This is a genomic window from Qipengyuania flavescens (assembly GCF_029688735.1).
GTDB lineage: Bacteria > Pseudomonadota > Alphaproteobacteria > Sphingomonadales > Sphingomonadaceae > Qipengyuania.
Window position 1 is genome coordinate 382,573 of the sequence record NZ_JARULD010000002.1, and the last position, 21,852, is coordinate 404,424.

Consider the following 21,852-nt stretch of genomic DNA (forward strand, 5'->3'; position numbering starts at 1 on the left):
GCTTCCATTTTATCAGCGCGAACCCCGGTATGGGGCCTGGAAAGCGAAAGCGAGTGCACACATGACTATCAAGCTGAACGAAATCCGCGACAATCCCGGCGCACGCAAGGACCGCATCCGTGTCGGTCGCGGCATCGGCTCGGGCAAGGGCAAGACCGGCGGCCGTGGCCAGAAGGGCCAGAAGAGCCGTTCGGGCGTCGCCATCAAGGGCTTCGAAGGCGGCCAGATGCCGTTGCACATGCGCCTGCCGAAGCGCGGCTTCAACAATCCGTTCGGCAACGATTATGCCGAAGTGAACCTGGGCATGGTCCAGAAGTTCATCGATGCGAAGAAGCTCGACGCCAAGAAGGACATTGATCACGCAGCGCTCAAGGCCGCGGGCCTCGCACGCGGTGGCAAGGACGGTGTTCGCCTGCTCGGCAAGGGCGAGCTGAAAGCCAAGGCCAAGTTCGTCGTCGCCGGTGCCTCGAAGGGCGCGATCGAAGCGGTCGAGAAGGCCGGCGGTTCGGTCGAAGTGATCGCCAAGGCCCAGCCCGAAGCCGAAAAGAAGGCTGCGCGCACCGAAGCCAACAAGGCCAAGAAGGCCAAGTGATCGGATAAATCGGGGGCGGGGTTCGACAATCCCGCCCCCGCTCCCTATTTGTCCGGTCAGCGCCGGGACGGGCCGGCGACAAGCTAGGATCGAAATCGACCAATGGCATCACGCGCCGACAATCTCGCGAGCAATCTCAGCCTCGCCAATTTTTCGAAAGCCACCGAGCTGAAGAACCGCATCTGGTTCACCATCGGTGCGCTTATCGTCTTCCGTTTCCTCAGCTTCGTTCCGCTGCCGGGCATCAACGCCCGCGCGCTGAACCAGCTTGCCGATGTCGCCCAGGGCGGCATTCTCGACATGTTCAACATGTTCACCGGCGGCAGCCTCGAGCGCATGAGCCTCATCGCGCTCGGCGTGATGCCGTACATCACCGCCTCGATCGTGGTGCAATTGGCCGCAGCGCTCCACCCGGCACTTGCCGCGCTGAAGAAAGAGGGCACGGTCGGTCGGCAGAAGCTCAACCAGTACACCCGTTACGGCACTGTGTTCCTGTGCACGATCCAGGGCTGGTTCTTGGCTGCGGGTCTCGAAAGTTTCGGCGCTTCTAACGGCATCGCTGCGGTCGTCGATCCGGGCTACATGTTCCGCATCGGCGCCGTCATCAGCCTCGTCGGCGGGACCATGTTCCTGCTGTGGCTGGGCGAGCAAATCACCAGTCGCGGCATCGGCAACGGCGTGTCGCTGATCATCATGGCGGGCATCGTCGCCCAGTTCCCGACCTTCGTTTCGAACATGGGCTCGGGCTATTCCGAAGGCTCGATCTCGACCGGGATCGTGGTCGGCTTCATCCTCATGGTGATCGTGCTCATCCTCGGCATCTGTTTCTTCGAGCGTGCCCAGCGGCGCCTGCTGATCCAGTATCCCAAGCGCGCGACGCAGCGCGGCATGATGCAGGCCGATCGTTCGCACCTGCCGCTCAAGCTCAACACCGCAGGCGTGATCCCCCCGATCTTCGCCAGCTCGTTATTGCTGCTGCCGCTTACGATCACGCAGTTCGCGGGCAATTCGGTCGACACGGATTCCGCCACTGGCGGCGCGCTGCAGAGCGTCCTGCAATACCTCCAGCACGGCCAGCCGCTCTACATGACGCTGTACGGCCTCGGCATCATCTTCTTCTGCTTCTTCTACACCGCAATCGTCTTCAATCCGGAAGAGACTTCGGAAAACCTGAAGAAGAACGGCGGCTTCATTCCGGGCATCCGTCCGGGCAAGCGGACCGAGGAATATCTCGATTATGTCCTCACCCGCATTACCGTGATCGGCGCGATTTACCTCACGGTCGTCTGTGTCGTGCCGGAGTACATGATCGCGCAGACGGGCGTCCCACTGTTCCTCGGCGGTACCAGCCTGCTCATCGTCGTGAACGTGACGGTGGACACGATCAGCCAGATCCAGTCGCACCTGCTGGCGCACCAGTATGGCGACCTCATCAAGAAGGCCAAGTTGAAGGGCCGCATGCGGTAAGGCATAGCGCGGGCGACAGGGAACTTTCTGACTATGGACATCATTCTCCTCGGCCCTCCGGGCGCAGGCAAGGGCACGCAGGCCCACCGGCTCGAAGAGCATCATGGCATGCGCCAGCTTTCGACCGGCGACATGCTGCGCGGTGCGGTGAAGGCGGGCACGCCCGTCGGCATCAAGGCCAAGGAGATCATGGACCGCGGCGACCTGGTGTCAGACGAGATCGTCAGTGAATTGATCGACGCCGAGCTTACCGCCATGGGGCCGGAAACCGGCGCCATCTTTGATGGCTATCCGCGCACAGAGGCACAGGCCAAGATGCTCGACGATATCCTAGCCAAGCACGGCCGCAAGCTCGACCATGTGATCGAGCTGGAAGTGAACGAAGACGAGCTGGTCAAGCGCATCACCGGCCGCTTCACCTGCGCCGAATGCGGCGAGGGCTATCACGACAGCTTCAAGCAGCCCGAGACGCCAGGTAAATGCGACAAGTGCGGTTCGACCGAATTCAAGCGGCGCCCGGATGACAACGAAGAAACCGTGCGCAACCGCATGGGCATCTATCGCAAGGAAACGGCTCCGATCCTGCCGGGTTACGAAGCCCGCGGGATCGTCAGCCGCGTCGACGGGATGGCTTCGATCGGCGAAGTCACCCACGCGCTCGACGCGATCCTCACTCCCTGATCCGATCCGCTCTTTCCATTCCGCTGCGCTTTTCATAAGCATGGCGCGGAGGGAGAGGGAAATGATCCGACACAGTCTGGCAATCGCGGCACTGGCGATCAGCGCGCCTCTGTCCGCGGAGGTCGTTGAAACCAGCGAAGATGGTTTCGTCACGCGCGACACGGCCAGTGTCGCCGCTAGTCCCATGGAAACCTGGCTTGCTCTGACCCGCCCCGGCCAGTGGTGGAACGACGAGCACACCTGGTCTGCCGATGCGGCCAATCTGACTCTGGAGCCGCAAGCCGGCGGATGCTTCTGCGAACGCGTGCCCGGCGAGGATCGCGACGACGGCTTCTCGCTCGACGGCAGCGTGCAGCATGCGACCGTGGTCCAGGCATACCCCTTGCGCGTTCTCCGCATGCGCGGCGGATTGGGGCCGCTGCAGGGGGAGCCCGCCACCGGCATACTCACAATTACGCTCAAGGAAATCGACGGCGGCACGCGCGTGTTGTGGGAATATAACGTCGGTGGTCCGATGCGGTACGAAATCCCGCAGATATCGCAGGCGGTGGACGGCGTCATGAGCCAGCAGCTCGCCGGCTTGCGCAACCATCTCGGTGCGCTGGAGGCCGACGAAACCGCCGCGGCCGAAACTGCGACCACCGAAACGCCGGATGACGAATAAGTCCGGCACTCCCGCTGCCTGCCTCCGTTGATAGCGAAACGCCCGCAGTCGGGTAAGCAACGAAGCAGGACCCCATGGCATCGAAGAACCACCAGGCCGTCGATCTCGACACGTTCATCGAAGGCCTCGAAAAGCGCAACCAAGGGCAGACCGAATTCAACCAGGCCGTTCGCGAAGTGGCGCAAGATGTCTTCCCCTTCGTGCGGGATCGGCCCGAATATCAGGAAGCGCAGATCCTGCGCCGTATCGCCGAGCCCGACCGCATCGTCAGCTTCCGCGTCTGCTGGGAAGACGACGACCACAACATCCGCGTCGAGCGCGGCTGGCGCGTGCAGAACAACAACGCGATCGGGCCGTACAAGGGCGGGTTGCGATTTCACGAAAGCGTGAACGAGAGCATACTCAAGTTCCTCGCCTTCGAGCAGACATTCAAGAACTCGCTCACCGGCCTGCCGCTGGGCGGAGGGAAGGGCGGATCGAACTTCAATCCCAAGGGCAAGAGCGATGCGGAGATCATGCGCTTTTGCCAGAGCTTCATGACCGAACTCTATCGCCACATCGGCCCCGACACCGACGTTCCGGCGGGCGATATCGGCGTCGGCAGCCGCGAGATCGGGTATCTCTTCGGTCAATACAAACGCATCACCGGCCGCTGGGAAGGGGTGCTGACCGGCAAGGGCACTGCCTATGGCGGCTCGATCATGCGCCCGGAGGCGACCGGTTATGGTGCGGTCTATTTCTTGCGCGACATGCTGCGCGAGGCGGACGAGGATATCGAGGGCAAGAGCGCCGTGATCTCCGGCGCGGGGAATGTCGCGCTGCATGCGGCGGAAAAGCTTTGCGAACTGGGCGGCAAGGTGCTGACCCTGTCGGACAGTGACGGCTTCGTGCACGATCCCGACGGCATCGACGCGGACAAGATCGCTTGGGTCAAGGAACTCAAGAACGAGCGCCGCGGGCGGATCAGCGAGTATGTCGAGGAATATTCCGGCGCGACCTACCACGAGGGCAAGGCACCATGGAGCGTCGATTGCGATATCGCCATGCCCTGCGCGACCCAGAACGAACTCGATGAAAGCGATGCGAAAGCGTTGGCGGACAATGATGTCATGGCGGTGTGCGAAGGCGCCAACATGCCGACGACCATGGAGGGCATGAAGGTCTTCCAGGACGCGGAAATCCTCTAAGCTCCGGGCAAGGCCGCCAACGCGGGCGGCGTCGCGGTATCGGGCCTCGAGATGAGCCAGAATTCCGAACGCGTCAGCTGGAACCGCGAGAAGCTGGACGACATGCTGACCGAGCTGATGGAAGACATCCACGGCAAGTGCGTCGAACGCGGTCGTTCGGGCGACAGCGGCCATGTAAATTATGTGAAGGGCGCGAATATCGCCGGGTTCGAAAAGGTCGCCGACGCGATGCTTGCCTTCGGGGTCGTCTAACCGCTTTTGACGAGCGGCGAGCGCTTGTGTATGCAGCCCTTGATCGAACGCGCGGACCGCCCATATCGGCGGTCTCGCTGCTTTGCGCGCCCAAGGCTGTTGACCTCGCGGTCGAATCCCCCTAAGCGCGCCTTTCATTCGACAGTTGCGGTGAGTCCGGCAGGCGGCAGCCTATTGCACGCCATCCGGGCTTTTTGCGTTAGCATGCCGCGAGCTGGTCGGTGAATTTGAGCGATGAGATAGGGGTGTCGGCCCGATCCGGCAGTCCCCTGTGGAGCATGGAGAAGTAAGTGGCTCGTATTGCCGGGGTAAACATCCCCACCAACAAGCGCGTGATTATCGCGCTCACCTATATTCACGGTATCGGCCGTACCACGGCCGTCGAGATCGCCGACAAGCTCGGCATCGATCACAAGACTCGCGTGCAGGACCTGACCGACGAGGAAGTCCTGCGCATTCGCGAGACGATCGATGAAGATCACATGGTCGAAGGCGACCTTCGTCGCGACACCGCGATGAACATCAAGCGCCTGATGGACCTGCGTTCCTACCGCGGCCTTCGTCACCGTGCCGGCCTGCCCGTACGCGGCCAGCGCACTCACACCAACGCCCGCACCCGCAAGGGCAAGGCCAAGCCGATCGCCGGCAAGAAGAAGTAAGCCGGTCCCACGGACCGACGCTTTTCCCTTCTTGATAGAATAGAGGAATACACATCATGGCACGCGAACCCGGCCGCGTAAGGCGCCGCGACAAAAAGAACATTTCGAGCGGCGTTGCGCACATCAACGCCAGCTTCAACAACACGATGATCACCATCACCGACGCGCAGGGCAATGCGATCAGCTGGTCCAGCGCCGGCATGATGGGATTCAAGGGCAGTCGCAAGTCGACTCCCTACGCTGCGCAGGTCGCCGCCGACGACGCGGGCCGCAAGGCCGCCGAACACGGCGTGCGCACCCTCGAAGTCGAAGTGAAGGGCCCGGGCTCGGGCCGCGAAAGCGCGCTGCGCGGTCTCGCCGCAGTCGGCTTCACGATCACCTCGATCCGCGACGTGACGCCGATCCCACACAACGGGGTCCGTCCTTCCAAGCGTCGCCGCGTCTGATCCGTACCTGCCTGGTGGCTCGGATCCGCTGAGCCACCGACACATTTCACGGACCGGACGCTCTCGCCAGAGGGCTCCGGTCCCGCCCGCATCCGAACCAGGGGATTTTCATGTCCGTCAACATCAAGAACTGGCAGGAACTCAAGAAACCCAATACCCTTGATATCAAGGATTCCGGCGACAAGGCCCGCAAGGCCACCTTCGTCGCCGAACCGCTCGAGCGGGGCTTCGGCCTGACGCTCGGCAATGCCCTGCGTCGCGTGCTCCTGAGCTCGCTCCAGGGTGCCGCGATCACCTCGATCAAGATCGAAGGCGTGCTGCACGAATTCTCGTCGCTCTCCGGCGTTCGCGAAGACGTGACCGACATCGTCCTCAATGTGAAGCAGATCGCGCTGAAGATGGAAGGCGAGGGCATGAAGCGCCTGCAGCTTTCTGCCACCGGCCCTGCCGAAGTGAAGGCCGGCGACATCGCCGTGTCGGGCGACATCGAGATCATGAACAAGGATCTCGTGCTCTGTCACCTCGACGAAGGCGCGACGCTGAATATGGAACTGACCGCCGACACCGGCAAGGGCTACAAGCCCGCCGTGATGAACCGCCCGGCCGATGCGCCGATCGGCCTCATCCCGGTCGACAGCCTGTATTCGCCGGTCCGCCAGGTGAGCTATAAGGTCGAGAACGCCCGTGTTGGGCAGGAACTCGACTATGACAAGCTCTCGCTCAACATCGAGACCGACGGCACCGTCACCCCGGAAGACGCCGTGGCCTATGCCGCGCGCATCCTCCAGGACCAGCTGACGCTGTTCGTCCACTTCGAAGACGGCATTCCGCAGCCCAGCTCGGCCATGATCGGTCAGGCAGCAGAGCCGCAGGAAAGCGACACCAACCAGCTCAACCGTTACCTTCTCAAGAAGGTCGACGAGCTGGAACTGTCGGTCCGTTCGGCGAACTGCCTCAAGAACGACAACATCATCTACATCGGCGACCTGGTTCAGAAGACCGAGGCCGAGATGCTCCGCACGCCGAACTTCGGCCGCAAGAGCCTCAACGAGATCAAGGAAGTCCTGAGCTCGATGGGCCTGCGCCTCGGTATGGACATCCCCGGCTGGCCGCCCGAGAACATCGAGGAAATGGCCAAGAAGCTCGAACAGGAGCTGCTGGGTTAAGGTCTCGCACACGGGAATGGGCCGGACCCGCTAATCCGGCCCGTACCGGGCTACCTAGAACGGGCCCCTTACGAACGAAGGAAGAACTACGATGCGTCACAAGATTTCCGGCCGCAAGCTGCAGCGCAAGACCGGCCACCGCAATGCGATGTTCCGCAACATGGCTGCCGCGCTGATCAAGCACGAGCAGATCATGACCACGCTGCCCAAGGCGAAGGAAATGCGTCCTTACATCGAGAAGCTGATCACGCTGGCAAAACGTGGCGGCCTGTCGAACCGTCGCCTCGCAATGAGCCGCCTGCAGGACGAAACCCAGCTGAAGAAGCTGTTCGACGTCCTGGCCGAGCGTTACGGCGACCGCGAGGGTGGCTACACTCGCGTGATCAAGGCCGGCTATCGCGGCAGCGATGCGGCGCAGATAGCGATCATCGAACTGGTCGATCGCGATGTCGACGCCAAGGGTCAGGACAGCGGCCCGGTGATGACCGACGAAGACGAATTCGAAGACGCGTAAGCGCGATTGAAACGAACAAGCGGGGCTGGAAGAGCGATCTTCCGGCCCTTTTGTTTTGCGCGGAAGAGAACCCGTGGCACAAGGCGCGCATGATAAGACACGCCTTCGCAGCCGCAGCGCTGCTCGCCTCCGCTCCGCTAGCCGCGCAACCCGTAACCCAGGAAGACTTGCAGGCCCGTTACGACCGGGCGCTGGCCGCTGGGTACAAGTCGCTGTTCCTGTGCGGGGCGATTGCTTCCGACCCCAGCGGGCTGCGCCGCACCGAGCGCTCGGTCGAAGATTATGAACTGACCGGCATCTACGGCGCGCTCGATCCCATGGTGCGTGGGCTGGAACATCGCATCGAACGCGGCACCGATGGCATGATCGAATACGTCGCGACCGATTGGGCGGAGGATATGCCGCCGCGCGTGGCCGAGTATCGCGGGGATACGGGCTGCGCCCTGCTGCCGATCGGGGCTTCGCTACCGACGACGGAGGTAGTCCGGGGCATGCGCATCGACCGCGTGGGCGACCCCACCGTCTACCCGCTCGAAGAACAGCTCGTCCCGCGCGTGCACCAAGCGGCGCAACAGGCGCTCGGCCATACCTATGGCGAGGGCACGCGCACGACAGCCGTGCTCATCCGCCAGGGCGATGTAACGAAGGGCAAGGCGTTTGCGGCCGGCTTCGACGCCAACAGCACGCAGCGGACGTGGTCGGTCGCCAAGAGCCTCGCCGCGACGCTCGTGGGTGCTGCAGTCCAGAGCGGCGCGGCGGACGTCTCGCAATCTGCCGGGCTAGGCCTCGGCGACAGCGATCCGCGCCGCGCCATCACCATCGATCACGCGCTGCGCATGGCCTCGGGCCGCTATACGGATACCCCGGGCAATCGCACCGACCCGCTCTACATGGGCGGGACGACCGTGAACGAAAGCGCGCTGGACTGGCCGCTGCTCAATCCTCCGGGCACGGTGTACCGCTATGCAAACAATGACACGCTAGCCGCGGTAAAGGCGATCGACGGCTATCTGGCCGAAAGCCCGCCGATCGCGCTGTTCGAGCGGATCGGCATGCATTCCACGAAAGCGGAAACGGACTGGCAGGGCGACTATATTCTGTCGAGCCAGGTCTGGACCAGCGCCGCCGATCTCGCGCGGTTCGGTCAGCTTTATCTCAACGACGGCATGTGGCACGGCGCACGCGCTTTGCCGGAGAACTGGCTCGAATATGTTTCCGCCCCCTCCGGCCCGCAGCCGGACAACGGCTTCGGCTATGGCGCAGGTTTCTGGCTGTTCAACGACCACGAGGGCATTCCCGCCGACACCATCGCCGCGATGGGCAACCGTGGGCAGTATGTGGTGATCGTCCCGAGCATGAACATCGTTATCGTCCGCAGGGGCGAAGATCCGGCCGGCTCGCGCTTCGACATCGTCGCGTTCACGCGCGATGTGCTTGAAACCTTAAGATAAATATTGTTAATACAACTGGTGGATTAGCTGAACAAAAACTGTAGCCCGAATTCAGCCTCACCTCAGTGGCGCTCTCCTATCACCAAGTCAACCGAGGCAGTCCCGCCGCGGTGCAGACGAGGAGAGCCTCACATGACCAAGAACATCACAAGCTTCGCGAAGGGTGGGATCGCAGCGGCTGCCGTCGGCGGAATGGCGCTGGCCACAGCGACGCCCGCGCAAGCCCAGTATCGTGACCGCGACCGCGACGGGATTTCCGTCGGCGACGTTATCGCAGGCGCTGTAATCATCGGCGGAATCGCCGCCGTAGCCAGTGCCGCGAGCCGCGACCGGGGATATCGCTATGACGACAGGCGCTATCGCGGCGACCGCTATTATGGGCGCGGCAATCCGCGCGCAGCCGTCGAACGCTGCGTCAACGCCGCCCGCCAGGACGCCCGCCGGTATGGCTATCGCTATGCGCAGGTGACCGATATTCGCGATGTGGACGACACGCGCTATGGCTGGAAGGTCAAGGGCCGGATCATGGTCGATGGCAATTATCGCGGCGGCCGTTACGACCGCTACGGCTATCGCGACCGGTACAATCGCTACAACCGCTGGAACGACCGCGACAGCGGCAAGTTTACCTGCCGCATCGATCGCGGCCGCGTGACCGATCTCGACTTCAGCGGCATCCGCGGCCTTCGCTGATCAGCCGAACTAAATATCACCACAGGCGGTTCAGGCTCCATGCAGTCTGGACCGCCTATTTACGTCTTATCGTGTCGTCACGCGCGCCAGGTGGGGGTGCGCCCTGGGGTTAAAATTGTCATGACATCCTTTCGCAAATCTGCAGCCGTTCCCGCTTTCGTCGCGGCAATCTCGCTGGCAGGCACACCTGCTGCCGCCGCGGACATGCCCGCTCCCGTCAGCGCGTCGCCCATCCAAGCCGCTCCGGGCTGGGCGCCCGGCGACGACACTTCGGACTACCACCGCCGCTACCGCTATCGCCGCCATCGCGGCGTGAGCGCGGGCGATGTGCTCGCCGGCGTGCTGATCATCGGCGGGATCGCGGCCATCGCGAATGCCGCGAAGAACTCCGACGACCGCCGCTATCGCGACCGCGATTATCGCTATCCGGACCAGCGCCGAGACGACTATCGTCAGGATTACGATGCGCGCGGCGTGGATCGCGCGGTCGAGATGTGCGCCGACGAGGTCGAGCGCAACGCGCGCATCGGCAGCATCGATACCGTGAACCGGACTGCGAGCGGATGGCAGGTCACCGGTTCGCTCTATAATGGCGACGGCTTCACTTGCTCCATCGGGCAGGACGGCCGGATCGACGCCATCGAGTACGGTCGGGGTGGATCGGGCTACCAGGGCGCGATGGGCGAGTACGACGACGCGCAGAACTATGACGGCGGGCAGGATTACGCCGATGCGGACCGTCAGGAAGATCGTCAGTACGACAGCGATTACTATTCGGCAGCGCGCTCGCGCATGGATGCCAACCCGTTGCCGACCCAAACCGACGCGCAGCCCGCCTATCCGGGCGGTCCTCTGCCCGGCGAAGCGCAGGACGAACCGGACATCGAATACGGCAATGGCTACAAGGGTGTCGGCGCCGGAAGCTAATCCCGCTCGTAAGCCGGCAGCGACAACTTCCATTGAATGGCGGCGAGCCGCAGACCGAAACCGCATGTTGCGGCGATGACCCACACGGCGCTGCGGGCGACAGGTACGAACTCGCCCGCGACGGTCAGCGTGGCGGAGAGCGCCGCTGCCGTCACGTAGAGCTCGGGCCGCATCAGGATCGAAGGCCTGCCAGCGATCACGTCGCGGATGATCCCGCCGACGGTGCCCGTCACCACGCCCATGACCGCCGCAGGGACGGGCGGCACGCCATACTGCAGTGCCTTGGCCGTGCCGAGAACGGCATAGGCCGTCAGGCCCAGGCCATCGGCCACGTCCAGCAGTTTTCCGTCCCACCATCGCGTCGGCGTGAACCAGGCGAGCAGGGCGATGGCGAGGCACACCACGGCGACCAGCCCGTCTTCGATCCAGAAGACCGGCGCGCCGATCAGCAGGTCGCGCACCGTCCCTCCGCCGACGCCGGTGAGCAGGGCGAAAAACGCTAGCGTGACGAAGGTCTGCTTCTCCCGCGCGGCGACGAGCGCTCCGGTCAGCGCGAAGATCGCGACGCCGGCAAGGTCCAGCCAGTCGAGCACCGGGGTCAGCACTTCGGCGTTCACGCCGCGACCTTTGCCCGGGTTGAGACGCGAGCCTTACGGCGGCGGAACATCAGGATGCACCCCAACAGCGATCCGATCACGGCCAGAACGGCGAAGAGGATCAGTATCGGGTGGTGCGTGTCCTCGCGCGTTTCAAGGTCCATGATGTGAAGGCCCCACATGACGTCGAACAGCCGCCACCAGCGCGTGCGGACCGCCTCGATCTGGCCGGTCTCCGTGCCGACATAGACATGCGTCCCGTCCTCCAGCGCAACCTGCCACACCGGCATGGGCCGACGGAAATCGAAGGGCACATTGTCAGCCGAAAAGAGCTTGGTGCCCGCGACCCTGTCACCGCCCTTGATCGCTTCGGCCACGATCAGCCGTGCTTCCACATTGGACAGCGGGCTCATCCGCTCTCCATCGGCGCGGAAGCGGTCGCTGGTCCCATCCATGTAGGTTATCCGCGTAACCGCTTCGCCGCGCTCCATTTGCGTCGCGACCGAGCGGACCGGTTTGGTCCCCTCGGACGGCAGGGCGATGGCGATGTTCGTGTCGCCGGGCAGCGGCTCCTCCGCCACATCCTTGCGCAGGTGATTGCCGCGCACTTCCTCGATCGGCTTGGCCACCATGACGAGGCCCGTTACCGTCCACATCAGGATCGGTAAGCCGACAAGCCAGCCGAGCCAGATGTGCCATTTGGCAAAGCGCCGCATGGTGCGCTGGTGTCCCATGATGTCTCGCCGTCCTCAGCCGTGCAGGATACGCCCGATCGCCTCTGCCGCGGCAATGCAATCGAGATCGGCCCACCTGCGCGAAATCACCTGCATGCCGCAAGGCAGGCCATCGGTGTCGCCCACAGGCAAGACCGTCGATGGCAAGTTGGGGTAGGTCGCCAGGCCCGCCCAGCAGAGCGCCGAGCCGCCCGGCACCTCTGCGCCGTCGATGGCGATAGTACCGTCGAACACCCGCCCTTCGCGATGCGGCACGGCGAGTACCGGAGCGGGCGGGGCAAGAACGAAATCATAAGTGTCGAACAGCGCCGCCCACGCATTCTCGTTGCGCGCCTGCAGGTCGAGCATGTCGAACCAGTCCGTTGCACTGGCCCGCTTGCCATCGGGCGCGGGCGCACCGCGCGCCATGGCAACGTTGAGAATGCGCATATAGTCGGCTTGCTGGCGCTCGAGGTCGGGCAGCAGGTCGCTTGATCGCTCTACGGTCACCCCCGCATCGCCCAGCGCGGCCAGCGCTGCCTCGATTGGTCCCTGCACGGCATGATCGGTCGGGCAGGAGGGATGGTCCAGCAGCGCGAGAATGCGGCATTCGGCTAAAGGCTTGCCATTGGACCTCAACGGCAGGCTGGCAGTAAGTTCGAGCAGGAGGCGCAGGTCCGCGCCATTGCGTGCCAGCGGCCCGGCGATGGAAAGCGCCCCGTCATGTCCGTCCGAGCCAGCCATCGCCGGATGGTCGTGCCCGTGTTTGGAGATCAGTCCCCAGCTCGCCTTGTGACCCCAGATACCGCAGAAATGCGCAGGCACGCGCACCGATCCGCCGATGTCGGTACCATATTCGCACGGCACCATCCCGCTGGCGACGGCCGCTGCCGACCCGCCCGAGGATCCGCCAGGCGAACGCGCATGATCGTGCGGATTGTTGGTCCGGCCATAGACCGGATTATTCGATTGCCAGTCGGCAAGATCGGGCGGCACATTCGTCTTCCCGACGAAGACCACGCCGGCGCGCTTCAGCCTGTCCACCACATGGGCATCGCGAGTGGCGATGTTCTCGGCGTATTCTTCGTGCCCCCATGTCGAAGGCAGGCCGGCGATGTCGAAGCTTTCCTTGATCGTCATCGGCACGCCGAACAGCGGCTGGTCGGCACCGGCGTTAGCCACATCCATGGTCCGAGCCTGACCGAGCGCCCGGTCGAAATCGGTCACGACGACCGCATTGATATGCGCGTCGTCCTTCTCGATCCGCGCGATTGCCGCTTCGACCGCTTCATAGGGCGACATCTCGCCGCGGCGGATGGCCGTAGCGGTCTCGACAGCGCTGGGTCTCTTGGTCAGTCTCGGATAGGCCATGCGTTTCTCCCCGCCGCCAGTCTAGGCCGCGGGATGTGGCACGCAAGCCTTACTCCGCGACTGGTGGAGCTTTGCTTCTCGCTCGCTCGATTTGCGACAAGGCAATCGCGAAGCCGAGGATGGGGGCGGCACCATAGCCGATGAGCGCGCTGGGATAATTCGAGAGCACGGCAGCGATCGAAAAGCCGAACAGGGTTCCCGCCAGCGCATGCCGTTGGGCCATGGGAGCAGGCAGGGCGTGCAGGATCAGTAGGAAGCTCGCGACCAGGCAGGCTAACAAGGCAAGGGCTGCCAGTGGCTGCACCACCGCGACATCGACCAGCACCCGCTCGACGAAGGGCTGGGCGGGCAATTCCCCGCGCACCCACATGACCAGCGTGGCGAAGAAACCGGTCCCGGCAACGACGCCATCCTTCCAGTCGCGCTTCGCGTTGTAGAGGCCCATGGCCGCGAAGGTGAGCGCCAGCCCGCTCGCGGCGTCGGGCTGGAATGCGGCAGCGAGGATGCCCGCCAGCAGGATCGGTGCCGAATAGTCCTCGTCGCGGGCGGTGAGTGCTGCCAGCATTGGGATGGCCAGCATGCCGGCGTGCAGCGTGAATGGTCCGAGTGGCAGCCAGCGGGCGATGCCGTTGACATAAGGGCCGGTGAGCAGCGGTAGCGCCAGCAGGACGAGCAGCGCCACAATAGCGAAACGTCGCGTCTTGGTAGCATCGATCTGCGGCAAGAAGGCGATAAGCGCGAGGCCAACCACTAACGTCACCGCATTGACCATCAGGAACGACGCGGGCGCGCCCATCAGCCAAAGCGCGCCGAGCCCTCCCATGACTGGGAGGGCGAGGGCGAACAGGCCGACAAAGCCCGCGCGGCTCATTGCAAGACGGCAAGCCGAAAATAGCCCGCACCGACGATTGCGACGCTGCGGGCCATGATCGGAGCCTCCTGCGGATCAGACGTGGATGGCTTTGCCCTGCACGGCCATCGCCGCTTCCTTGAGCGCTTCGGAATGGGTCGGGTGGGCGTGGCAGGTGTAGGCGATGTCCTCGCTCGTGGCGCCGAATTCCATCGCCTGCGCCGCCTGCGCGATCATCGTGCCGGCGACGTTGTTGATGCACCATACGCCCAGCACGCGGTCGCTGTCGGCTTCGGAGATGACCTTCACGAAGCCGTCGGGTTCGTGATTGGTCTTGGCCCGGCTGTTGGCCATCATCGGGAACTTGCCGACCTTCACCTTGGACTTGTCGCCGCCCATTTTCTCGACGGCTTCTTCCTGCGTCAGGCCAACGCCGGCGAATTCGGGGAGGGTGTAGACCACGCCCGGGATGATGTCGTGGTTTACGATGCCGGTCTGGCCCGCAATGTTTTCCGCACACGCGATGCCTTCATCCTCGGCCTTGTGGGCGAGCATCGGACCGGGCACGCAGTCGCCGATCGCCCAGACGCCGTCCACCGACGTGCGGAAGTCGTGGTCGGTTTCGATCTGGCCGCGCTTGTTGGTTTCGAGGCCGATATTTTCGAGGCCGAGGCCTTCGGTGTTCGGCTTGCGCCCGATAGAAACGAGCACGCAATCGGCTTCCAACGTCTCGCTCTCGCCGCCATCGGCGGGCTCGAGCGTCAGTACGGCCTTCTTGCCCTTGACCTCCACGCCGGTGACCTTGGTCTTCATTTTGAGGGTCATGCCCTGCTTCTTGAAGATCTTGGCTGCCTCCTTGCGGACGTCGCCATCCATGCCGGGCAGCAGCTGGTCGAGGAATTCGACAACCGTCACATCCGCTCCGAGCCGGTTCCAGACCGAGCCCATCTCCAGCCCGATCACGCCGCCGCCGATGACGACCATCGTCTTCGGCACCGCCTTCAGCTCGAGTGCGCCGGTGGAATCCACCACCACGCCGCCATCGTTGTCGATCTCGACATTGGGCAGCGGAGTGACCGAAGAACCGGTCGCAATGATAATGTCCTTGGCCGTGACGGTCTCGTCGCCGACCTTTACCGTATGTGCGTCCTGGAAAGTGGCGTGGCCCTTCTTCCAGTCGACCTTGTTCTTCTTGAACAGGAACTCGATCCCGCCGGTCAGGCCCTTGACCGCATCGAGGCGCTGCGCGTGCATCTGGTCGAGATTGAGCTTCGGCTTCACGTCGATGCCCATTTCCGCCATCGCGCCATTGGCAGCGGCGTCGTAGAATTCGGACGCGTGCAGCATCGCCTTGGACGGGATGCAGCCGACGTTGAGGCAGGTCCCGCCCAGCGTCTCGCGGCTTTCGGCGCAGGCGGTCTTCAGCCCAAGCTGTGCCGCGCGGATCGCAGCGACATAGCCACCCGGGCCAGCGCCGATGACAAGGACGTCATAGTCGTATTCAGCCATTTCAATTCAACCTTCGCGTGCCGCAAATGCAGGATTTTAGTGTTGCGAGCGACATAGAGATTCAGCCGTCGATGGCAACCGTTGCCAAACGTCGTAGTAATTCATATAAGGGCTTATGGAAAACGCAGATGACGTACCGCCGATCGGTCTGGGCACCTTGCTCCGGGCGGTGCTGACCCAGCTCGAACCGGCGGTGGAGCAAGCCTACTCCGCAGCCGACCCCAGGATGCGGTCGCGGTACTACCCGATCCTGCGGCATTTGCTGATCCACGAAGAAGCGAATGTCGGACAGATCGCAGCAGCCGTCGGGGTGAGTCAGCCCGCGATTACCCAGACTATCCGCCAGATGGCGGAGGTCGACTTGCTGGACGTCAGAACGGGGGCAGACCGCCGCGCGCGAAACGTCAGGCTGAGCGCCTCGGGGTTGGAGATGGTCGAACGGCTACGCCCGGTCTGGCAGACCGTATCGGCTGCCGCCGACGGTTTGGAGCGCGACAGCGGCCAGCCGATCTTCGCCGCGCTCGAGGCAGTGCTGGAGGCACTTTCGAGCCGGGGTTTCGCAAACAGGATCGCGCAAGAAAAAGGCACCGACACATGAGATTTCTTTCAGCCGGAGCTGCACTCTGCCTGGCTGCTGCCCCGTTGCATGCGGCTCCCGTAGACGAGAACGAGCAGCGCACCGCCTTGCGCGAAGCTGCCCGCATGATCGAAGACCGCTATGTCGCCGTGGAGCGCGTCGACAAGCTCGTTGACGCGCTTAAGCAGCTCGAGCGGGAGGCGACGACCACTGTCGAGGGCGAAGATTTCGCGGCGGCTGTCACTGCACGCATGCGCAAGGTTTCGGGCGACGGTCACCTCGGCCTGTCATATAGCGAGCAGCCGATCGCGGAGCCCGAAGAGCCCAGCGAGCAGCTGGCGCTCAACGACGATTTCGAGCAATGGTACGGAGCGCCCGTCAATAACGGCGTCGAGAAGATCGAGCGGCTGGTAGGCAACATCATGCTGCTCGACCTGCGTGCTTTCCCGCCACCATCGATGGGCGCCGAGACGATCGCGGCTGCGATGAATGTCGTCGCGCAAGGCGAGTCGCTAATTATCGATTTACGCCGCAATGGGGGCGGGGCGGAAACGGTCCTGCTGGTGATGGGCTATCTGGTCGATCCCGGCAGCCAGTTCATGTCGACCTACGACCGGCCGAGCGACACATGGACACATCAATCGGTGCCCGACTGGGTGCCGGGCAAACGCTTCGGGTCCGACAAGCCGCTATACGTGCTGACATCCAGGCGCACATTCTCTGCAGCGGAAGCGCTTGCCTACAGTTTGCAGGCAATGGGTCGCGCGACAATCGTCGGCGAAGTGACGGGCGGCGGAGCGCACCCGTTCGAATATCGCAAGGTCAGCACGCATTTCGCGCTCGACCTGCCGGAGGCAATGTCACGCCACCCGCTTACGGGTACGAACTGGCAGGATGTCGGGGTGACACCCGATGTGGAAGTAGCGCAAGAAAACGCATTGGCCGTCGCTCTCGAACTCGCGCGGAAGGCTATCGGCGAATGAAAAGGACCTGTCGGTCAGCCGGTTGATTGGGCGGTTGGCTCGTCCCCGATGCACGCTCTCAAGACCTCTTCCACCCGTGCCGGGTTGATATCCAGCTCTCCGTCGGCGGAGAAATCTTCCCGGAAGTCGTCCGCGCTGCATTCGCATGCGGCGTCGATCCGCTCTGCAGATACACCGACACTTTCGGCGATACCCTGACATTGCTCGATATAGCGCGTGCGGACTTCGTTCCCGATCGCGTCACCCGCCATTTCGGAAGCTACGTCGCACCCCGCCAGCGCAAAGCTGGCCGCGGCGCATAGGATGAGCGCTCTCATGCTTCGGCTCCTTACAAGTCGATCAGCATCCGGGTCGGATCTTCAATCGCTTCCTTGATGATCTTGAGTGCGGTGACCGCCTCGCGCCCGTCGATCAGGCGGTGGTCGTAGCTGAGCGCGATATACATCATGGGGCGGATCACGATCTCTCCATCGACGACGACCGGGCGGTCCTCGATGCGGTGAAGGCCGAGCACGGCGCTCTGCGGCGGGTTGATGATAGGGGTCGACATCAGCGATCCGAAGACACCGCCGTTGGAGATGGTGAAGGTGCCGCCCTTCATGTCTTCCATCGTCAGCGTACCGTCCTTGGCGCGCTTGCCGAAGTCGGCGATGTCCTTCTCGATCTGCGCGAAGCCCTTGTCCTGCGCGTCGCGGATGACCGGGACAACCAGGCCGTTGGGCGCCGAAACCGCGACCGAAATGTCGACATAGTCGTGATAGACGATCTCATCGCCTTGGATGTAGGCGTTGACCGAGGGAACATCCTTCAGCGCCAGACAAGCGGCCTTGGCGAAGAAGCCCATAAAGCCGAGGCGGATGTCGTGCTTCTTGGCGAACAGGTCCTTGTATTTGCCGCGCGCTTCCATCACCGCCGACATGTCGACATCGTTGAAGGTGGTCAGCAGCGCGGCCTCTTCCTGCGCGCCCTTGAGGCGCTTGGCGATGGTCTGGCGCATGCGCGTCATCTTGACGCGTTCCTCGCGGCGCTCGCCTGCCGGAGCCGATGCGGTTGCCGTCTGCTGCGGCGCGGCGTCGGCGATCGAGCCGCCGCCGTCCTTCTTGGCCTGAGCAGCCGCAATCACGTCTTCTTTGGTCAGGCGACCGTCCTTGCCGGTGCCCTTGATGGTCGAAGGATCGACGCCGTGCTCAAGAACTGCACGGCGGACGGCGGGCGAGAGCGTCTGCGAAGCGTCGGAGGAGGCTGCGGGGGCGGGGCTGGGCGTGGGCGTTTCCGCGCGCTGTTCCTTTCCCTCTTCCCGCTCTTGCTCAGCGCGGCCCGCTTCTTCGCCGGTGCCAGCGCCGGTCGCGCCTTCTTCGATCACGGCAATAACGGCGTCGACCTCGACCGTGTCACCGACCGCGACCTTGAACTCCTTGATCACGCCGGCGACCGGTGAGGGGGCTTCGACCGCGACCTTGTCGGTTTCGAGGCTGATGATCGGCTCGTCCACGGCGACCGCATCGCCGACCTGCTTCAGCAGCTCGCCGACGCTGGCTTCGGTAACGCTTTCGCCCAGTGTGGGGACTTTGACTTCGGTGGCCATGTCGTTCGGGTTCCTTCTCTGGCCCTAAACCTTGAAACGGATCAATTGCAGGTAGTGGTCGCGGCGGAGGTGTCGCCGTCGTTCAGACCCAGCGCGATGCCGACCAGCGCTTCCTGCTGGATCTGGTGGCGGCTGGCATAACCGGTGGCGGGGGAAGCAGCGACTTCGCGCCCGGCGTAGCAGGGGCGCATGCCCTTGTGTCCGGCCTGTTCGGCCGCTTCCTCGATCAGGCGGTCGACGAAGAACCACGAACCGTTGTTCTTCGGTTCTTCCTGGCACCAGACGATCTTTTCCAGATTGGTCATGCGTTTCAGGCGCACGGCCAGCGGTTCGCCAGGGAAGGGGTACAGCTGCTCGAGACGCACGATGGATACGTCGTCCAGCCCGGCTTCGTCGCGGCGCTGCATCAGGTCGTAGGCGACCTTGCCACTGCACAGCACGAGGCGCTTTACCTTCTTGTCGTCGATCTCGGTCATGTCGGACTTGATCCGCATGAAGTGATGATCGCCCATGAACTCTTCCGCGCTGGACTTGGCCAACGGATGGCGGAGCAGGCTCTTCGGCGTCATAATGACCAGCGGCTTGCGGAAGCCGCGCAGCATCTGGCGGCGCAGGACGTGGAAGTAATTAGCCGGGGTGGTAATGTTGCAGACCTGGATGTTGTCGTTCGCGCAGAGCTGCAGGAAACGTTCGAGCCGCGCGGAGCTATGCTCCGGACCCTGGCCTTCGTAACCATGCGGCAGCAACAGCACGAGGCCGTTGGCGCGCAGCCATTTGGCCTCGCCCGCGGCGATGAACTGGTCAATCATGATCTGCGCGCCATTGGCGAAGTCGCCGAACTGCGCTTCCCACATGACCAGGCTCTTCGGATCCGCCATCGCAAATCCGTATTCGAACCCGAGCACGCCGTATTCGGACAGCGGGCTGTCGTAGACCTCGAACTTGCCATGGGGCAGGGTGGTCAGCGGGATGTATTTGCGCTCGTCCTTCTGGTCGACCCACACGGCATGACGCTGGCTGAACGTGCCGCGGCCCGAATCCTGGCCGGAGAGGCGGACACCGAAGCCCTCGGTCACGAGGCTGCCGAAGGCGAGCGCTTCGCCGGTCGCCCAGTCGAAGCCTTCTCCGCTGGCGAACATCTCGCGCTTGGCATCGAGCACGCGGCCCAGCGTCTTGTGGATCGTGATGTCTTCGGGGACACTCGTCAGCGTGCGGCCGAGGCTGTCGAACAGCTTCTTCTCGATCCCCGTATCCGCGTTGCGACGCGCGTTCTCCGCATCGGCGGGCTTGTTCATACCCGCCCAGCGTCCGCCGAACCAATCGGCCTGATTGGGCTTGTAATCCTTGGCGGCGGCGAATTCTTCTTCGAGCAGGCTGGTGAATTCATCGATCAGCTGGTCGGCATAGCCCTTCTCGATGACGCCTTCGTCCTCGAGTCGCTTGGTGTAGAGTTCGCTGACCTTGGGATGCTGGCGAATTTCGTCATACATCAGCGGCTGGGTGAACTTGGGCTCGTCGCCCTCGTTATGGCCGAAGCGGCGATAGCACCACATGTCGATCACGATGTCGCGACCGAACTTCTGGCGGTATTCGATCGCTAGCTTGCAGGCGAAGGTGACGGCCTCGGGATCGTCGCCATTGACGTGCAGGATCGGTGCCTGGACGCCCTTGGCCACATCGCTGGGATAGGGGCTGGAGCGCGCGAATTGCGGGCTGGTCGTGAAGCCGATCTGGTTGTTGATGACGAAGTGCAGGCAGCCGCCGGTGTTGTAACCGCGCACGCCGGAGAAGCCGAGGCACTCCCACACGATACCCTGACCGGCGAAGGCCGCGTCGCCATGCAGCAGCACGGGCAAAACCTGCTCGTGCTTCTTGAGGTCGTCACGGATCGCCTGCTGCGCGCGGCTTTTGCCGAGCACGACCGGGTTCACCGCTTCGAGGTGCGACGGGTTCGGCACAAGGCTCATGTGCACGTCGATGCCGTCGAACTCGCGGTCGGTGCTGGTGCCGAGGTGGTATTTCACGTCGCCCGAACCGCCGACATCGTCGGGGTTGGAAGACCCGCCGGAGAACTCGTGGAAGATGACCTTGTAGGGCTTGCCCATGACATTCGCGAGCACGTTCAGGCGGCCGCGATGGGCCATCCCGTAGATGATTTCGCGCACGCCGAGTTGGCCGCCGTACTTGATCACCGCTTCGAGCGCCGGGATCATCGACTCGCCGCCATCGAGGCCGAAGCGCTTGGTGCCGACGTATTTCTTGCCGAGGAACTTCTCGTACTGCTCCCCGCGGATCACGGCGGCGAGGATCGCGCGCTTGCCCTCGTCGGTGAACTGGATCGTGTCTTCGGGCGTCTCGAACTTGTCCTGGAGGAAGCGGCGTTCCTCCGTGTCCGAGATGTGCATGTATTCGAGGCCGACATTGCCGCAATAGGTCGCACACAGGGCATCGTAGAGCTCGCGCACGGTAACCCATTCGAAGCCGAACACGCCGCCGACATAGACCTCGCGGTCGAGCTGGCCGTCGAAGCCGTGCCATTCGAGCTTCAGGTCCTCGGGCACTTCGCGATGCGACAGGCCCAGCGGGTCGAGATCGGCCGCCAGATGCCCGCGTACACGATAGAGCCGCACCAGCAGCATCGCCCGGATGCTGTCGTCCGCGGCCTTTTCCAAAGCCTTGGGATCGAGCTGCTTGCCGGCCTTTTCCGCCGCCTGAGCGACAGCCACGCGCATCTGCGTGGGGTCGAGCGCGGCGGTCAGGTCCGCCCCGCTGTCGACCACTTCGGCCAGCCAGCGCGGGTTGCCCCAGCTCGGACCCTGCTGCGGGCCTTCCTGATCGCCCATCTCGGGCAGGAAATCGTGGCTCTCGTTACCCATCGGGTCCCTTTCGCACCGACCCTATTGTCGGTTCATAGTGCCAATGCTTCTGCGGTGCGGAAGGCTCCCGGGGAGGAGACGGCCTGTCCGCTG

21 protein-coding genes and 1 pseudogene are annotated in these 21,852 nt (G+C 63.6%); 14 read left to right on the plus strand and 8 right to left on the minus strand.

The genetic code is table 11. The features are described from left to right. The first annotated feature begins 67 nt into the window (after nt 1–67). From rplO to P8R33_RS07245, 12 genes and pseudogenes are all read left to right on the plus strand, one after another. The gene (gene rplO / locus P8R33_RS07190; protein ID WP_278328813.1) at nt 68–592 is read left to right on the plus strand and encodes a 50S ribosomal protein L15; all 525 of its coding nucleotides are present in this window, start codon (nt 68–70) and stop codon (nt 590–592) included. 102 nt (nt 593–694) lie between these two features. Beyond that, on the plus strand, nt 695–2,059 hold the full coding sequence (gene secY, locus P8R33_RS07195) for a preprotein translocase subunit SecY (protein ID WP_278328304.1): 1,365 nt from the start codon (nt 695–697) through the stop codon (nt 2,057–2,059). 33 nt (nt 2,060–2,092) lie between these two features. Further along, entirely contained in the window at nt 2,093–2,740 is a 648-nt protein-coding gene (locus P8R33_RS07200) for an adenylate kinase (protein WP_278328305.1), read from the plus strand. 61 nt (nt 2,741–2,801) lie between these two features. Continuing rightward, nucleotides 2,802–3,404: an SRPBCC family protein gene (locus P8R33_RS07205; RefSeq protein ID WP_278328306.1), complete on the plus strand. Its 603-nt coding sequence runs from the start codon at nt 2,802–2,804 to the stop codon at nt 3,402–3,404. A gap of 74 nt (nt 3,405–3,478) precedes the next feature. Beyond that, a pseudogene (gene gdhA, locus P8R33_RS07210) lies at nt 3,479–4,843 on the plus strand (NADP-specific glutamate dehydrogenase). Nucleotides 4,844–5,133: 290 nt separating this feature from the next. After that, on the plus strand, nt 5,134–5,502 hold the full coding sequence (gene rpsM, locus P8R33_RS07215) for a 30S ribosomal protein S13 (RefSeq protein ID WP_278322393.1): 369 nt from the start codon (nt 5,134–5,136) through the stop codon (nt 5,500–5,502). Between the two features lie 56 nt (nt 5,503–5,558). Next, on the plus strand, nt 5,559–5,948 hold the full coding sequence (rpsK, locus tag P8R33_RS07220) for a 30S ribosomal protein S11 (protein WP_006831904.1): 390 nt from the start codon (nt 5,559–5,561) through the stop codon (nt 5,946–5,948). Between the two features lie 110 nt (nt 5,949–6,058). After that, nucleotides 6,059–7,114, plus strand: coding sequence for a DNA-directed RNA polymerase subunit alpha (locus tag P8R33_RS07225; protein WP_278328307.1), 1,056 nt, complete (start codon nt 6,059–6,061; stop codon nt 7,112–7,114). Nucleotides 7,115–7,205: 91 nt separating this feature from the next. After that, nucleotides 7,206–7,628 (plus strand): 50S ribosomal protein L17, encoded by a 423-nt coding sequence (gene rplQ / locus P8R33_RS07230; RefSeq protein ID WP_278328308.1) that lies wholly within the window; start codon nt 7,206–7,208, stop codon nt 7,626–7,628. Nucleotides 7,629–7,717: 89 nt separating this feature from the next. Further along, nucleotides 7,718–9,079: a serine hydrolase domain-containing protein gene (locus P8R33_RS07235; RefSeq protein WP_278328309.1), complete on the plus strand. Its 1,362-nt coding sequence runs from the start codon at nt 7,718–7,720 to the stop codon at nt 9,077–9,079. A 132-nt stretch (nt 9,080–9,211) separates the two neighbouring features. Beyond that, a complete protein-coding gene (locus P8R33_RS07240) occupies nt 9,212–9,772 on the plus strand; it encodes a hypothetical protein (protein WP_278328310.1) in 561 nt (186 codons plus the stop codon). Nucleotides 9,773–9,892: 120 nt separating this feature from the next. Continuing rightward, nucleotides 9,893–10,699, plus strand: a complete 807-nt coding sequence (locus P8R33_RS07245; protein WP_278328311.1) for a hypothetical protein — start codon at nt 9,893–9,895, stop codon at nt 10,697–10,699. On the opposite strand, the gene P8R33_RS07250 is transcribed toward P8R33_RS07245, so the two are convergent. From P8R33_RS07250 to lpdA, 5 genes are all read right to left on the minus strand, one after another. Further along, nucleotides 10,696–11,316 carry a trimeric intracellular cation channel family protein gene (locus P8R33_RS07250; protein WP_278328312.1) on the minus strand — a complete coding sequence of 207 codons (621 nt, stop codon included), beginning with the start codon at nt 11,314–11,316 and terminating at the stop codon, nt 10,696–10,698. The two genes, P8R33_RS07245 and P8R33_RS07250, sit on opposite strands and share 4 nt — an antisense overlap. After that, entirely contained in the window at nt 11,313–12,029 is a 717-nt protein-coding gene (locus P8R33_RS07255) for a PepSY domain-containing protein (protein ID WP_278328313.1), read from the minus strand. Before P8R33_RS07255 ends, P8R33_RS07250 begins: the two co-directional genes overlap by 4 nt. A 15-nt stretch (nt 12,030–12,044) precedes the next feature. After that, nucleotides 12,045–13,379: an amidase family protein gene (locus P8R33_RS07260; RefSeq protein WP_278328314.1), complete on the minus strand. Its 1,335-nt coding sequence runs from the start codon at nt 13,377–13,379 to the stop codon at nt 12,045–12,047. 49 nt (nt 13,380–13,428) lie between these two features. Continuing rightward, a complete protein-coding gene (locus tag P8R33_RS07265; protein ID WP_278328315.1) occupies nt 13,429–14,250 on the minus strand; it encodes a hypothetical protein in 822 nt (273 codons plus the stop codon). A 75-nt stretch (nt 14,251–14,325) separates the two neighbouring features. Continuing rightward, nucleotides 14,326–15,738: a dihydrolipoyl dehydrogenase gene (lpdA, locus tag P8R33_RS07270; RefSeq protein WP_278328316.1), complete on the minus strand. Its 1,413-nt coding sequence runs from the start codon at nt 15,736–15,738 to the stop codon at nt 14,326–14,328. A gap of 115 nt (nt 15,739–15,853) precedes the next feature. Between lpdA and P8R33_RS07275 the strand changes: the two genes are divergently transcribed. Both P8R33_RS07275 and P8R33_RS07280 read left to right on the plus strand, forming a co-directional pair. After that, nucleotides 15,854–16,336: a MarR family winged helix-turn-helix transcriptional regulator gene (locus P8R33_RS07275; RefSeq protein ID WP_278328317.1), complete on the plus strand. Its 483-nt coding sequence runs from the start codon at nt 15,854–15,856 to the stop codon at nt 16,334–16,336. Further along, nucleotides 16,333–17,298, plus strand: coding sequence for a S41 family peptidase (locus P8R33_RS07280; RefSeq protein WP_278328318.1), 966 nt, complete (start codon nt 16,333–16,335; stop codon nt 17,296–17,298). The genes P8R33_RS07275 and P8R33_RS07280 overlap by 4 nt, the downstream gene beginning before the upstream one ends. A 14-nt stretch (nt 17,299–17,312) precedes the next feature. Here the strand turns inward: P8R33_RS07280 and P8R33_RS07285 are convergent, their stop codons facing one another. Genes P8R33_RS07285 through P8R33_RS07295 form a run of 3 tightly spaced genes read right to left on the minus strand, consistent with a single transcriptional unit; the run spans nt 17,313 to nt 21,759 of the window. Then, a complete protein-coding gene (locus P8R33_RS07285; protein ID WP_278328319.1) occupies nt 17,313–17,615 on the minus strand; it encodes a hypothetical protein in 303 nt (100 codons plus the stop codon). Nucleotides 17,616–17,626: 11 nt separating this feature from the next. Further along, nucleotides 17,627–18,883, minus strand: a complete 1,257-nt coding sequence (gene odhB / locus P8R33_RS07290) for a 2-oxoglutarate dehydrogenase complex dihydrolipoyllysine-residue succinyltransferase (protein WP_278328320.1) — start codon at nt 18,881–18,883, stop codon at nt 17,627–17,629. A gap of 41 nt (nt 18,884–18,924) precedes the next feature. Continuing rightward, on the minus strand, nt 18,925–21,759 hold the full coding sequence (locus tag P8R33_RS07295) for a 2-oxoglutarate dehydrogenase E1 component (protein ID WP_278328321.1): 2,835 nt from the start codon (nt 21,757–21,759) through the stop codon (nt 18,925–18,927). Nucleotides 21,760–21,852: the final 93 nt, after the last annotated feature.